Source organism: Verrucosispora sp. WMMC514 (genome assembly GCF_027497295.1).
GTDB classification, from domain to species: Bacteria; Actinomycetota; Actinomycetes; order Mycobacteriales; family Micromonosporaceae; genus Micromonospora; species Micromonospora palythoicola.
Map to the genome: position 1 here is coordinate 4,353,412 of NZ_CP114906.1, position 14,539 is coordinate 4,367,950.

The 14,539-nt window shown below is 71.3% G+C and carries 12 protein-coding genes; 8 read left to right on the top strand and 4 right to left on the bottom strand.

Translation table 11 applies throughout. The features are described 5' to 3' along the window. Positions 1-3: 3 nt before the first annotated feature. Positions 4-2,292 (bottom strand): hypothetical protein, encoded by a 2,289-nt coding sequence (locus O7597_RS20320; RefSeq protein ID WP_281580416.1) that lies wholly within the window; start codon positions 2,290-2,292, stop codon positions 4-6. A gap of 66 nt (positions 2,293-2,358) precedes the next feature. Then, positions 2,359-3,105 (bottom strand): pyrimidine reductase family protein, encoded by a 747-nt coding sequence (locus O7597_RS20325; RefSeq protein WP_281580417.1) that lies wholly within the window; start codon positions 3,103-3,105, stop codon positions 2,359-2,361. A 151-nt stretch (positions 3,106-3,256) separates the two neighbouring features. On the opposite strand from O7597_RS20325, the gene O7597_RS20330 reads away from it, so the two are divergent. The 6 genes from O7597_RS20330 (at position 3,257) to O7597_RS20355 (ending at position 9,865) form a co-directional block, all read left to right on the top strand. After that, positions 3,257-3,802: a plasmid pRiA4b ORF-3 family protein gene (locus tag O7597_RS20330; RefSeq protein ID WP_281580418.1), complete on the top strand. Its 546-nt coding sequence runs from the start codon at positions 3,257-3,259 to the stop codon at positions 3,800-3,802. A gap of 283 nt (positions 3,803-4,085) precedes the next feature. Then, a complete protein-coding gene (locus O7597_RS20335) occupies positions 4,086-5,375 on the top strand; it encodes an extracellular solute-binding protein (protein WP_269739165.1) in 1,290 nt (429 codons plus the stop codon). Between the two features lie 109 nt (positions 5,376-5,484). Continuing rightward, positions 5,485-6,453, top strand: coding sequence for a sugar ABC transporter permease (locus O7597_RS20340; RefSeq protein ID WP_269739164.1), 969 nt, complete (start codon positions 5,485-5,487; stop codon positions 6,451-6,453). A 10-nt stretch (positions 6,454-6,463) separates the two neighbouring features. Further along, positions 6,464-7,306: a carbohydrate ABC transporter permease gene (locus tag O7597_RS20345; protein ID WP_093402872.1), complete on the top strand. Its 843-nt coding sequence runs from the start codon at positions 6,464-6,466 to the stop codon at positions 7,304-7,306. After that, complete coding sequence (locus O7597_RS20350; RefSeq protein ID WP_269739163.1) at positions 7,303-8,736, top strand: GH1 family beta-glucosidase; 1,434 nt, start codon at positions 7,303-7,305, stop codon at positions 8,734-8,736. The genes O7597_RS20345 and O7597_RS20350 overlap by 4 nt, the downstream gene beginning before the upstream one ends. A gap of 82 nt (positions 8,737-8,818) precedes the next feature. After that, the gene (locus O7597_RS20355; RefSeq protein WP_269739162.1) at positions 8,819-9,865 is read left to right on the top strand and encodes a LacI family DNA-binding transcriptional regulator; all 1,047 of its coding nucleotides are present in this window, start codon (positions 8,819-8,821) and stop codon (positions 9,863-9,865) included. 381 nt (positions 9,866-10,246) lie between these two features. On the opposite strand, the gene O7597_RS20360 is transcribed toward O7597_RS20355, so the two are convergent. Together O7597_RS20360 and O7597_RS20365 are read right to left on the bottom strand one after the other, a co-directional pair. Beyond that, the gene (locus O7597_RS20360; RefSeq protein ID WP_281580419.1) at positions 10,247-11,467 is read right to left on the bottom strand and encodes an acyl-CoA dehydrogenase family protein; all 1,221 of its coding nucleotides are present in this window, start codon (positions 11,465-11,467) and stop codon (positions 10,247-10,249) included. Further along, entirely contained in the window at positions 11,467-12,519 is a 1,053-nt protein-coding gene (locus O7597_RS20365; RefSeq protein ID WP_281580420.1) for a phosphotransferase family protein, read from the bottom strand. Before O7597_RS20365 ends, O7597_RS20360 begins: the two co-directional genes overlap by 1 nt. A gap of 148 nt (positions 12,520-12,667) precedes the next feature. On the opposite strand from O7597_RS20365, the gene O7597_RS20370 reads away from it, so the two are divergent. Together O7597_RS20370 and O7597_RS20375 are read left to right on the top strand one after the other, a co-directional pair. Next, positions 12,668-13,369, top strand: a complete 702-nt coding sequence (locus tag O7597_RS20370) for an amino acid-binding protein (RefSeq protein WP_269739159.1) — start codon at positions 12,668-12,670, stop codon at positions 13,367-13,369. A gap of 101 nt (positions 13,370-13,470) precedes the next feature. Continuing rightward, the gene (locus tag O7597_RS20375; protein ID WP_269739158.1) at positions 13,471-14,532 is read left to right on the top strand and encodes a GNAT family N-acetyltransferase; all 1,062 of its coding nucleotides are present in this window, start codon (positions 13,471-13,473) and stop codon (positions 14,530-14,532) included. Positions 14,533-14,539 lie beyond the last annotated feature (7 nt).

Sequence of the window (14,539 nt, forward strand, 5' to 3'; positions counted from 1 at the left end):
GCGTCAGGCCGTCGGGTCCGGGCTCGTGCCGGCTGCCGCCCGCAACCGCCCGGCCAGGTCCCGTACGGCCGCCTCGTACGCCTCGTCGGTGTGGTACGGCCAGTGCCGGTCGACCGGGGGTGGGACGGTGTCGTCGGGCGGCACGGTGATGCCACGGGGATCGCGCAGCCGCCGGTCGACAGTGCCGGCGGGCCCGGTGACCCGCGGCCGTTGGCCGGGGCGGTGGGCCGAGAAGATCGGTCCGCCGATCGAGTCGGTGTCCCGCCACAGGTTCACCCAGCGCCACCCGATCCGTTCGCCCAGCTCGGTCAGGACGGGGCTGCCGAAGAAGGCCGGGCACAGGCGCGCGTACACCCGGTGCAGCGGGCTGCCGTGGGTCAGCAGCGCCACCCGGGGCAGCACCCGGGACGGCAGTTGGAGCAGGGTGGCGGCGGCCAGCACCGAACCGTGGCTGTGCCCGGAGAGGATCACCCCGCCCGGGTCGGCCAGCGCGGCGACCCGCTTGGCCAGCTCCGGTACCGCCCGCTCGGCGTAGCAGGGTGGCGCGAACGGGTGCACCGTACGCGGCCAGAACGTGCCGAGGTCCCAGATCGCCGCCACCGTGCGCCGGGTCTCCTCGGAGCGGTAGGAGAACAGCCCGAGCACCACGATGCCGAGCCCGACCAGGCCGATGACGTAGATACCCACATCGGTCGCGAGGGCCAGGTCCGTGGCCGCCTCGCCGTCGGTTCCCGCCAGCCGTCGGCTCAGCTCCGACGGTCCGATGCCGATCAGGTCCAGGGCGACGACCGTGACGCCGACCATCGACAGCACCAGGAACACGGTGAGCACCGGCCCCAGATGCTCGGCGATCGCGGACCGGGCGACGATCTCCCGGACGGCGGCGCGTCGGGGCAGTGCCTCCGGCGGTGGGTCGGGGAAGTCGCGTCGGACGATCTCCTCGGCCATCCGGCGGCGCTGCCGCCGGGACACCTGGATGCGCCAGAGCGTCGTCGCGGCCACGACCAGGACGGTGACCAGGCCGGCCAGGGCCGCCCAGCGGTAGGAGACCGGTGGCTCCAGGGGTGGCGCGCCGGACCGGTCCAGCCGGGCCGGATTCGGGATGTCGCCGCGGTCGAGCAGGTCGGCGATCCGGTAGACGAGGGCGGCGGCGAACCCGTACGAGACGGCGATGGACGTGGCGGCGAAGATCGGTGTCGCGAGCCCGCTCAGCCAGGACGTGCCGACGGTGTGGCTGCGCCGCCGCTGGTGCAGCGTGGTCGCGACGAGCGCGCCGAGCAGCGCGGCCTGGACCGCCACCAGGCCGGCCACCGCGCCCTCGTACCCGGGTAACTGGCCGTGCGAGGGCTCCGGCTCCACCGGCACCGCGCTGTAGAGCAGCGTGAGCACGGTGAGCGCCAGCGCACCGATCCGTAGCGGCCGGATGCCGCGCAGGTCGACCGGTCCCCGGCCCTGGCCGTCCGGCGCGGCGCGCGCCGGTCGCAGGAGCAGGGCGACGCAGGCCGCCAGCAGCACCCAGGTCGCGCCGAGGAGCAGGTGCGCGACCGGCGTGGGATGGAGATGGACCAGCGCGGTGAGCAGGCTCGCGTCGAGCACACCGAGCCCGACCGCGACGTGGATGGCGCGCAACCGGTGCACCACGAGTGCGTCGTTCCAGAAGCCGGGGCTGTCGACGCGGTCCTCGCCGCCGCTGGTGCGGTCCTGCCCGCGGGCGGCCGGGAACGCCTCGAACACCCGGGCCGACCGTTCGCCGAGCCACCAGAGCAGCCGCAGGGCACCGATCGGCACCAGGGCGAGCAGCGCCAGGCGAGGCCCGAGCGGCAGGTGGGCGAGCCAGGACAGATAGCCGCGACCACGCAGGCAGGGCTGGTAGGGAACGCACTGCCAGCCGACGATGTCGACGGTCACGCCGACCACGGAGAGCATGAACGCGGCGGTCAGGGTGGCGGCGAGCACCCGGCACAGCGGACCGATCACGCCGCCGGCCCCACCGGTCGCCGGCCGCGTCCACACCGCGAGGTTGACGAGCATGAACGGCAGCAGGAAGAGCAGCGAGAGGGTACGCACGGCGCCGCCGGCGGTCAGCGCCCCCCACCGGTACGCCTCGACCCGCAGGGCCTGTGGCCGGTCACTGACGCCGAAGCCGGGCCGGGGACGGTAGAAGCCGGCGTTGTCGTCACCGGCGACCCTGGTCACCACCGGATGGTCGAGCAGTGTCTCGGCGGCGGCTCCCGAAACGCCGTGGACCCGCAGCTCGACCACCTCGTACGCCCCGTCCCAGCCCCCCGACACCGGTCTACGCTAGTGAGCTGACCTGCGGTCTCGCGGTCTTTTCGGTAACGGCGTGCGGGTCGCCCGTCAGTGCCGGGCGTGGCGGAGCAGCAGGGTGCCGTCGTCGGCGCGGAGCACGTGCCGCAGCGGCAGGCTCCGGGCGGGACTCGGGGCGCCGGCGGTGATCCGGCCGGGCCCGGCCCCGGCGGCCAGCGGCGCGATCGAGAGGCACACCTCGTCGACCAGGTCGGCGGCGGTGAGGGCGCCGAACAGGTGCGGTCCGCCCTCGCAGAGCAGTTGACCGAGTCCGCGTCGGCGCAGTTCGGCCAGCCCGGCGACCAGGTCGACCCGGTCGTCACCGTGGCGTACCAGGTCGGCCACGGCGGTCAGGCCGGGCGGTGCCGCCGCGTTCCGGTGGGTGAGCACCACGGGGCGTACCGGTGCGTCGGCGAAGGCGGCCTGGGCCGGATCGAGGTTCAGCGAGCCGGAGACCACGACCAGGGCCGGGTACTCGGTCAGCCCGTGCGCGCGTCGCCAGGCCCGGCGTCGCTCGTCGAGCCGGATCGCCCGGTAGCCCTCGTGGCGCAGCGTGCCGGCGGCCACCAGCAGTGCGTCGCAGAGCATCCGGAGCAGCCCGAAGACCCGCTTGTCGGATGCGCCGGACAGCCCGGCCGAGTAACCGTCGAGACTGACCGCGCCGTCGACGCTGGTCACGAAGTTCATCCGCAGGTGCGGCCGGTCGGCGCGGGCGTATCTGGCGATGAGCGTGTCGTCGTCCACCGGCCCGGGCGACGGATCCGGCCAGAGGACGGAAATCGGCGCGCTGTCGCTCATTCGCCGGCCGGACCGGTGACGGGAGGGGTCGGTCGGGGGGTACGGTGCTGGCAGTCGCACCAGTTCCGGCCCGGGCAGTCGTCGTGCCGCCGCGCCCGGCACGCTCGGCAGATCATGCTCGCAGCCTATGCCGAGGGAGGATGGGACACCCATGCCGCGTCAGATCTTCCAGCTGAGGATGTCCCTGTCCGGGGTTCGTCCGGCGATCTGGCGTCGGGTGCTGGTACCCGGCGGCTACACCCTGGACCGGCTGCACCGGGTGGTGCAGCACGCGATGGGCTGGCGGGACTGCCACCTGCACTCGTTCGAGATCGACGGCGTGCAGTACGGCGAACCCGACCCCGACGGCGAGCTGGCCCTGCACGACGAGTTGGACGTGCGGTTGGACGCGGTGGTCGGCAAGGGCAGCCGGTTCCACTACACGTACGACTTCGGCGACTGGTGGGAGCACGACCTGCTGGTGGAGGACGTCTTCGGCGCCGAGGCGGACGAACGCTATCCGAGCTGCCTCGACGGGGAGCGGGCCGGTCCACCGGAGGACGTCGGCGGCCCGCAGGGCTATCGGCTGCTGCTCGCCGCGTTGGCCGAGCCGGGTCATCCGGAGCATCGGACGATGCGGGACTGGGTCGGTGCCGCCTTCGATCCGGCGGGCTTCGACGCCGGTCGGGTCGACACCCTGCTGCGTCGTCTCTGCTGACTGCCGCCGACTCCATCGACCGTCGTCGGTGCACAACCTATCGGTCATTCCCGATTGGTTGCCGGGTCAAACGAGCTGCGTGGTAACGATCTGGGATCGCTCCCACTGGACTATTGACACTCCCGACACCTGCCGGCAATCTCATGGGAGCGTTCCCAAGAGGCGTGGATCACAATGGCGCGCGCTTGGGCGCCGACGCCGGCTGACGCAGCCGGTGCCGGCAGGCGCTGCGGCACCCCCCACCACAGACAAAAGCAGCCTCACCATCGAAAGAGGGGTCAGGATGAGCCTCACCACGCGGCGTTCCCGCATGGCGGCAGCCACCCTGGCCGCGATCACCGCCATCGGCGGGCTCGCGGCCTGCGGCAACGACGACGACACGCCGGCCGAGGGCGAGAAGCCCGCGAAGCTGGTCGTCGACACCTTCGGCGAAATGGGTTACGACGAGCTCGTCAAGCAGTACGAGCAGCAGACCGGCATCAAGGTCGAGCTGCGCAAGACCGCCCAGCTCGGCGAGTACCGGCCGAAGCTGGTCCGTTACCTCGCCACCGGCAAGGGCGCGGCCGACGTGACCGCCCTGGAAGAGGGCATCCTCAACGAGTTCAAGGCCAACCCGCGCAACTGGGCCGACCTGACTCCGCTGGTGTCGTCCGAGATCTCCGACGACTACCTGCCCTGGAAGTGGGAGCTGGGCAAGGCGCCGGACGGCCGGCTGATCGGCCTGCCGACCGACGTCGGCAGCCTCGCGGTCTGCTACCGCAAGGACCTGTTCGAGGCCGCCGGCCTGCCCACCGAGCGGGACGCGGTCTCGGCGCTCTGGCCGGACTGGAACGGCTTCCACCAGGCTGGCCAGAAGTACAAGCAGGCCACCGGCAAGGCGTTCATCGACTCGATCACCGCCGTCTCCAACGGCGTGCTGTTCCAGCAGGGCAGCGACCTGTTCTACGACAAGGAGAACAACATCATCGCGGACTCCAGCCCCGCGGTGAAGGCTGCCTGGGACACCGCCACCTCGATGGTGGACATCTCCGCCAAGGCGTCCACCTGGTCGCCCGAGTGGTCCGGCGGCTTCAAGCAGGGCACCTTCGCGGCCACCTTCTGCCCGTCCTGGATGCTCGGCATCGTCGCGGACAACTCCGGTGAGGCCAACAAGGGCAAGTGGGATGTGGCGGCCGTGCCGGGCGGTGGCGGCAACTGGGGCGGCTCGTGGCTGGCCGTGCCGGAGCAGAGCAACTACCCGGAGGAGGCGGCGAAGCTCGCCCAGTTCCTGACCAACGCCACCAGCCAGGTGGAGGCCTTCAAGGCCAAGGGCCCGCTGCCCACCAACCTGGAGGCGCTGAAGGACGAGGCCTTCCTCAACTACACCAACGAGTACTTCAGCAACGCGCCGACCGGCAAGATCTTCGGCGAGAGCGTCGCCCAGATCGAGCCGATCCACCTGGGCCCGAAGCACCAGGCGGTCAAGGAGAACGCGTTCGAGCCGGCGATGCGGGCGTTCGAGAACGGGCAGGCCAGTAAGGATGCGGCCTGGGAGCAGTTCACCAAGGACGCGCAGACCCAGGGCGTCTTCTGAGTGATTCCCCTCCGGTGGCGTTCGGGACTACCCGGACGCCACCGGTCGGTCCCCACCGCGCAGCACTCTGCGCGAGGGCCCCCGGGCCTCGCTGGAAAAGGAATAACTCATGAGCGTGTCGGCCACGACGGCGCCGCCGTCGCCAGCAGCACCACCTCCCGACGTCCCCGCCCGACGTCGGCGGGGCTATCTGTTCAACCGCCTGGATCTCAAGTACTCCCCGTACCTCTACATAGCGCCGTTCTTCCTGATCTTCGGAGCCTTCGGGCTGTACCCGATGCTGCGCACCGCCTGGATGTCCCTGCACGACTGGGACATGGTCGGCGAGCACACGTTCATCGGGTTCGACAACTACACCGCGTTGTTCTCCGACGAGTACTTCTGGAACGCGCTGGTCAACACGTTCGGCATCTTCGCCCTGTCGACCATCCCGCAGCTGCTGATGGCACTGTTCCTGGCGAACCTGCTGAACCAGACCCTGCTGCGCGCCAAGACCTTCTTCCGGATGGCCATCTTCGTGCCGAACGTGGTGTCGGTGGCCGCCGTCGCGATCGTCTTCGGCATGCTGTTCCAGCGCGACTTCGGCCTGTTCAACTGGCTGCTCGGCCTCGTCGGGGTGGACCAGATCGACTGGCGTGCCCAGGAGTGGAGTTCCTGGACCGCGATCGCCACGATGGTCAACTGGCGGTGGACCGGCTACAACACCCTGATCCTGCTCGCCGGCATGCAGGCCATCCCGAAGGACCTGTACGAGGCGGCCGCGATCGACGGGGCCAGCCCGTGGCGGCAGTTCTGGCAGATCACCCTGCCGATGCTCAAGCCCACCTTCATCTTCGTGGTCATCCTCTCCACGATCGGCGGCATGCAGCTGTTCACCGAGCCGCTGCTCTTCGCGAACGGCAGCATCATCGGCGGTAACCAGCGGGAGTTCCAGACGCTGGCCATGTACATGTACGAGAAGGGCATCTACAACCTGAGTACCGCAGGTTACGGTGCCGCGGTGGCCTGGGCCATCTTCATGATCATCGTCTTCGTGTCGCTGATCAACTTCGTACTCGTCCGCCGCGCGGCCAAGTGAGGAGAGATCGATGATCTCGGCTTCAAAGCGCCTGTGGCGCACCAGTCCACTCACCTACATGGCGCTCGTCCTGGCGGCGCTGCTGTCGATCTACCCCTTCTACTACATGATCGTGATCGGCACCCGCAGCCTGGAGTCCATCAACGACGTGCCACCGCCGATGACCCCGGCCGGCGCGTTCGGTGACAACTTCGGCCGGGTGCTCGACAACGACGCGGCCAACTTCCTCAAGGGCCTGATGAACTCGATCATCGTCTCCTCGGTGGTCACCGTGTCGGTGGTGCTGACCGGCTCCCTGGCCGGCTTCGCCTTCGCGAAGCTGCGCTTCCGCGGTCGCAACGTGCTGCTGCTGGCGATCATCGTCACCATGATGATCCCGACCCAGATGGGCCTCATCCCGCTCTGGAGCATGATGCAGTCGCTGGGGTGGTACGACACCCTCTACGCGGTGACCGTGCCGTTCCTGGTGAGCGCCTTCGGCGTGTTCATGATGCGGCAGTACGCCAGCCAGGCGATCTCCGACGAGCTGATCGAGGCCGGTCGGGTCGACGGTGCCAGCACGTTCCGGATCTACTGGAACATCGTGCTGCCCGCGCTGCGTCCGGCAGCCGGCGTGCTCGGTCTGCTCACCTTCATGGAGACCTGGAACTCCTTCCTCTGGCCGTACGCGATCCTCACCCCGGAGAACCCGACCCTGCAGGTCTCGCTCTCCTTCCTCTCGTACGCCTACTACACGGACTACTCCCAGGTCTTCGCCGCTACGGCGGTCGGCACCATCCCGCTGGTGCTCGTCTTTCTCCTCTTCGGCCGCCAGATCATCGGCGGGATCATGGAAGGTGCAGTCAAGTCGTGAGCAACCCCGCCACCCCGCCCGCCGTCGGCGTCCTCGACGAGCGTCCGCCGCTGACCTTCCCGCCCGGCTTCCTCTGGGGCGCGGCGACCGCCGCGTACCAGATCGAGGGGGCGGCGAACGAGGGCGGTCGGACCGCGTCGATCTGGGACACCTTCAGCCACACCGAGGGCCGGACGGTCGCCGGGCACACCGGCGACGTCGCCTGCGACCACTACCACCGGCTCAGCGACGACGTCCGGCTGATGGCCGAGCTGGGGTTGAAGTCGTACCGGTTCTCGGTGTCCTGGCCGCGGGTGCAGCCGGGCGGGTCGGGTCCGGCGAACGCCGAAGGGCTCGACTTCTACCAGCGGCTGGTCGACGAGCTGCTGGCCAACGGGATCGAGCCCTGGCTCACCCTCTACCACTGGGATCTGCCGCAGGAGTTGGAGGACGCCGGGGGCTGGCCGGCCCGGGACACCGCTGCCCGGTTCGCCGACTACTCCCTGCTCGTGGCCGACGCCCTGGGTGACCGGGTGAAGTACTGGACCACGCTCAACGAGCCGTGGTGCTCGGCCTTCCTCGGTTACGGCTCCGGGGTGCACGCTCCGGGCCGCTCCGACGGGGCCGACGCGGTCCGCGCCGGACACCACCTGATGCTCGGGCACGGGCTCGCGGTGCAGGCGCTGCGTACGGCGGTGCCGCAGGCACAGCTCGGGGTGACCGTCAACCTGTACCCGGTCACCCCGGCCAGCGACTCGCCGGCCGACGTCGACGCGGCCCGGCGGATCGACGCCCTGGCCAACCGGTTCTTCCTCGATCCGATCCTGCGCGGCGCGTACCCCGACGACCTGGTGGCCGACCTGGTGAAGGTGACCGACTTCGGCCACGTCCACGACGGTGACCTGGCCACCATCTCCACGCCGCTGGACGTGGTGGGCGTCAACTACTACAGCCGGCATGTGGTGGCCGCGCCGGTCTCGGGCGAGGAGCCGGAACCGTACTGGCGGGCGCAGTCCTGCTGGCCGGGCAGCGAGGACGTCCGGTTCGTCACCCGGGGGGTGCCGGTCACCGACATGGACTGGGAGATCGACGCTCCCGGTCTGGTGGAGACCCTGCGCCGGGTGCACGAGGAGTACACGGACCTTCCGCTCTACGTGACCGAGAACGGCTCGGCCTTCGTCGACGAGGTGGTCGACGGTCGGGTCGACGACGTCGACCGGCTCGCCTATTTCGACGCTCACCTGCGCGCCTCGCACGAGGCGATCAGCGCGGGCGTCCCCCTGCGGGGATACTTCGCCTGGTCGCTGATGGATAATTTCGAGTGGGCCTGGGGCTACACGAAGCGGTTCGGCATGATCTACGTCGACTACGACAAGCAGACCCGCATCCCCAAGTCCAGTGCCAGGTGGTACGCGGAGGTGATCCGACGCAACGGTCTGGCCGCACAATAGGGCGATGGCCAGCCAGTAACGGGCGGCCCGGCACCGACGCTGGTGAAGGTGCCGGGGCCGCCTGACGTCGGAGGAGCAGACGATGACAACGCAGCGCACCCGGTCGCTCGGGCGGCCGACGCTCGACGCGGTCGCCGCCCGTGCCGGAGTCGGCCGTGGCACGGTCTCCCGCGTGGTCAACGGCTCCCCGCAGGTGAGTCCGGAGGCCCGGGCCGCCGTGCAGCAGGCCATTGCCGAGCTGGGGTACGTACCCAACCGCGCCGCTCGGGCGCTCGTCACCCAGCGGACCGACTCGGTGGCCCTGGTGGTCAGCGAGTCCGGTGAGCGGATCTTCGCCGAGCCGTTCTTCGCCGGCATCGTCCGGGGGATCAGCTCCGCCCTGCTGGAGACGCCGTTGCAGCTCTGGCTGGCCATGGCCCAGTCGCCGCTGGAGCGGGAGCGGGTCGAGCACCACCTGACCAACCAGCACGTCGACGGCGTACTGCTGTTGTCGCTGCACGACGACGATCCGCTGCCCACCCTGCTGGAGGAGCGTGGCCTGCCCACCGTGCTCGGCGGGCGGCCGGCGCGGATGCTGCATCCCGAGGCGCAGCCCGTGTCGTTCGTCGACGTCAACAACGCCGGCGGGGCGCGGCAGGCCGTCGAGTATCTCGCCAGCCGCGGACGGCGGCGGATCGCCACCATCGCCGGCCCGCAGGACATGGGCGCCGGCCTGGCCCGGTTGTCCGGCTACCGGGACGCGGTCCGCACCGCCGGGTTCGGCGTCAACCCCGACCTGATCGCGTACGGCGACTTCAGCGAGGAGAGCGGGGCGACGGCCATGCGGGGGCTGCTGGAGCGCTGCCCTGACCTGGACGCCGTGTTCGTGGCCGCCGACCTGATGGCCTTCGGTGCCATGCGGTCGCTGCGGGAGGCCGGCCGCCGGGTGCCGCAGGACGTGGCGGTGGTCGGCTTCGGCGACGAGCCCATCGCCCGGCAGGCCAACCCGCCACTGACCTCGGTGTTCCAGCCGGTGGAGGAGATGGGCCGGCAGATGGCACGGCTGCTGGTCGACCGCATCCGCGGCGACGAGATCCTCACCCCACACGTCGTCCTGGACACCGAGTTCGTCGAGCGTGCGTCCGCCTGATCTGCGTACCCCGGGGATGCAGGGTGCGGGTACTCGGCCGGCCGCCATTGCGGTCAGCGCTCGCTTGCTCTCCGTGTTTCTGACACTGCGTGGCCAGCAGCCGTCCCACCCACCTGCCACCCTGCGCGCTTTGCTCTGCTTCAACGGACGCACTGGTGTCTGAGCAGTGGTAACGCGATGGCCGGTGCTGACTGTCGGCCGCGCGTGTATGCGGACCGTGAGCGTTGCGTCGGTTGAAGCAGAGCAAAGGCTGCAACCTGGTATGTCGGGGTCGGCCTGATGTGCACGGGGAGTGATGTTCGGGCAATCGCCGGATGTGGGTCTGGCGCTGACCGGTGCCGGCAAGGCGGTGGTGCCTCGGGCGGCATGGGGCGGCCGCGCTCAGGCGGGGGCGGTCCAGCGGCGTAGCTCACGCTTGGCGAGGCTGTTGCGGTGTACCTCGTCGGGGCCGTCGGCGAGGCGCAGCGTGCGAGCTGCGGACCAGAGCGCGGCCAGCGGCGTGTCCTGGCTGACCCCGGCGGCGCCGTACGCCTGGATGGCCTTGTCGATGACCCACTCGGCCATCGCCGGCGTGGCGATCTTGATGGCCTGGATCTCGGTGTGCGCGCCCTTGTTGCCGACGGTGTCCATCAGCCAGGCGGTCTTGAGGACCAGCAGCCGGGCCTGCTCGACGCGGACCCGGGCCTCGGCGATCCACTCGCGTACCACGCCCTGTTCGGCGAGCGGGCGGCCGAAGGCGATCCGCTCGACGGTCCGGCGGCAGAGCAGCTCCAGCGCTCGTTCGGCCATGCCGATCAGTCGCATGCAGTGGTGGATCCGGCCCGGACCGAGCCGGGCCTGCGCGATGGCGAAGCCGGTCCCCTCGGCACCGACCAGGTTTTCCGCCGGCACCCGTACACCGTCGAAGTCGATCTCGGCGTGCCCGCCGTGCGAGGCGTCGCTGTAGCCGAAGACCCGCAGGCCCCGGCGGATGGTGACCCCCGGCGTGTCCCGGGGCACCAGGATCATGCTCTGCTGCCGGTGCCGCTCGGCGCCCGGGTCGGTCTTGCCCATCACGATGAGGATCTCGCAGGCCGGGTCCATCGCGCCGGACGACCACCACTTGCGGCCGTCGACGACGTAGTGGTCACCGTCGTGGCGGATCGACGTGGCGATGTTCGTCGCGTCGGAGGAGGCGACGTCGGGCTCGGTCATGCAGAACGCGGAGCGGATCTCGCCGGCCAGCAGCGGGGTGAGCCAGCGTTCCTGCTGGGCGGGGGAGCCGAACTCGGCGAGCAGTTCCATGTTGCCGGTGTCGGGCGCGGCGCAGTTGAGCGCCTCCGGCGCGAGGTGCGGGCTGCGTCCGGTCAGCTCGGCCAGTGGGGCGTACTGGAGGTTCGTCAGCCCGGCACCGTGGCGCGGATCGGGCAGGAAGAGGTTCCACAGGTTGCGCCGGCGTGCCTCGGCCTTCAGCTCGGCCATCACCGGCGGGCGGGCCCACGGGTCACCGGCCGCGGCGACCTGGGCGGCGTGCACCGGTTCGGCCGGGTAGACGTGCTGCTCGAGGAAATCCGTCAGCTCGGTGCGCAGCTGCTCGGTCCGGGCGTCGTACGCGAAGTCCATCAGGTCTCCCTCACCGCGGTCAGTCCGTGTGCGACAAGCGGGGCGACGAGGCCCCCGATGGTGTCGAAGCCCTCGCCGAGGGTCTGGCCGAGGGTGTGCCGGTAGTGGATGCCCTCGCAGATGACGGCGAGTTTGAAGCAGCCCAGCGCGACGTGCCAGTGCAGGGGACCGACGTCGACGTCGCTGCGGCCGGCGTACCGGTCGATCAGCTCGGTGCCGCTGGGGAAGCCGGCGCGCGGCCCGAGGCCGTCGGCGACCGGATTGCCCTCGGAGAAAGCGCCGCCGCCGAGCACGTCCCAGTAGGTCAGCAGCAGCCCGAGATCGGCCAGCGGGTCGCCGAGGGTGGCCATCTCCCAGTCCAGCACCGCCGTCACCGTCACCGGGTCGACGGTGGCGAGGAGGTTGTCCAGCCGGAAGTCCCCGTGCACGATCCGACCGGCGTTGGCCCCCTCCGGCGCGGTGGCGGCGAGCCGGTCGCGCAGCTCGTCGATGCCGGGCAGCGGTCGGCTGCGGGACCGGTCGAGCTGCCCCGACCAGCGGCGGACCTGCCGGGCCAGGAACCCCTCCGGGCGGCCGAAGTCGGCCAGGCCGACCGCCGTCGGCTCGACCGTGTGCAGCGCCGCCAGGGTGTCCATCATCGTCATGGCCAGCCCGTGTCGCTGCTCGCCGGTGAGCTGGTCGGTGCGGGCGCGGCTGCGGAATACCTCACCCGGCACCCGTTCCATCAGATAGAAGGGCGCCCCCAGCACGTCCGGCTCGGTGCAGAGCAGCAGGGCGCCGGGCACCGGGACGTCGGTCGGGGCGAGCGCCGAGATGACCCGGAACTCCCGGGCCATGTCGTGCGCGGTGGCCAGCACGTGCCCGAGCGGTGGACGACGCAGCACCACGTCGCGATCGCCGGCGTGGACCAGGTAGGTCAGGTTCGACCGGCCACCGGCGATCAGCTCGGCCCGTAGCGGGCCGGCGGCCAGATCGGGACGGTGCGCCGACAGGTAGCCGCCGAGCCGGTCCAGATCCAGACCGGCGGGCGAGCCGGCGGTCGGTTCGGTCATCCGGACAGTCCATGGCAGCTCCGGCGGCTTGTCAAGGTCAGGTTTGACCCTCGGGACATGCCGCCGCAACAGGGACGAAATGGTCAACTGCCAGGCTGGCATCAGCCTGCCGGCCACCGTGTCGGCCCGCCGAGCGGAGGGGTTTGAGATGTTGCTGCGCGTTCGGGTCACCCTGCCGGACCGTCCGGGCACGCTCGGTCAGGTGGCGCGCACCCTCGGCGTGTCCGGGGCGGACATCGTCCAGGTGGTCGTGCTGGAACGCCTCGGCGGGCGGGCGGTCGACGACTTCACGGTGGTGTGGCCGGGCGCCGCCCGGGTGGAACGGCTGCTGGCCGGTCTGGCGGCGATCCCCGGCGTCCGGGTGGACGGGGTCTGGCGGGCGATCGGCGCGCCCACCACCACCGGCCAGGACGCCGAACTGCTGGCGCAGGTCGCGGCGAACCCGGCCGACGGGCTGGCCACCCTGGTCGACGCGGTACCCGGGCTGCTCGCTGCCGACTGGTCCGTCGCCGCGGTGGTGCCGGTCGACTGGGCGTCGCGTACCGGGGGTGGCGGTGCGACGGTCGGGCACGCCAGTTGGCGTACCCCGGTGCCACCGAAGCTGCCGGAGGTGACCCCGCTGCGCGCCCGGGCGATGACCGCACCCGACGGCGGTCACTTCGCGGTCGCGCCGTTCGGTCGGGCCGGGTTGGTCCTGGTGGTCTCCCGCGAGCACAGCGACACGCTCACGCCGGCCGCGTTCCACTCGACCGAGGTGGACCGGCTCGCCCAGTTGGTCCGCGCCTGTGCGGTGATCCTCGGCGACCGGCTCGACCTGGTGGGCACCCCGCCGGTGAGCGCCAACCCCTGACCGGCTGTGACGCAGACCGCAGGGCCGGACGCGGCTGGACATGGTGAGGCAACCGACCGGCAACAGCCGCGGACGAGGGTGGCAGGCGAAGGGAGGCAACGATGACGCTGTGGCGGATCCGAGCCACCGTGGACGACCGGCCGGGCTACCTGTCGGTGCTCACGGCGAGCCTCGCGTTGCGTGGAGTCAACATCCTCACCGTGCAGGTGCACACCACCGAGCACGGTGCCGTCGACGATTTCCTCGTCGACGCGCCGGACACCCTCGACGAGGCGGGACTGCTCGCCGCCGTCGAACGGGGCCGGGGGCGGGACTGCTGGGTGGCGCGCAGTGAGGCGCGTGGCCTGGCCGACCAGCCGACCCGGGTGCTCGGGCTGGCGACCCGGCTGGTGCACGATCCGGATGCCACAGGTGAGGTGCTCCGGGCGCTGCTCGGTGCCGACGAGGTGACCTGGCGGGCCGCGCCCGCCCTGGCCCGCCCCGGGATCGACGGCAACACGATGCTGCTGGCCGACCCGAACGGCGGGTCGTACACCCTGCGCCGGCTCGCGCCGAGCTTCACCCCGGCCGAGTACGCCCGGGCCCAGGCGCTGCTCGAACTGGGGGCCACCGCCGTCCGCCGCAGCACCGAGCAGGTCACCGTGGTGCTGCCCGACGGTGCCGAACTGACCGTACGTCCCGCCGTCGCGGACGACCTGACGGCGGTGGTCGAGTTGCATCAGGCCTGCTCGGCGCGCAGCCGGCAGCGCCGTTACCTGGGCGGCGCGGGTCTGCCCGCTCCGGCCCGACTGCGCCGGCTGCTGGAGCCGGCCCGCGGGCTGACCCTGGTCGCCGCGACGACCGGCTCCGGCGGGGCGGCGGAGTCGGTCGTCGCGATGGCCAACCTGCTCGCCGAGGGTGACGAGGCCGAGCTGGCGTTGCTGGTACGCGACGACTGGCAGCGCCGTGGGCTCGGTTCGACGCTGCTACGCCGGCTGACCCGGCAGGCCGAGTCGGCCGGCTACGCGGCGATGGTGCTGCACGTCCAGGCGGACAACACCCCGATGCTGCGTACGCTGCGCCGGTTGTCCCGGCCGACCACCGTGCAGCGGGACGGTGGCCTGCTGACCATGACCGTGCCGTTGGCGGCCGAGGCCCCGGCGACGGCGGAAACCGCCGGCTGACGGCTCA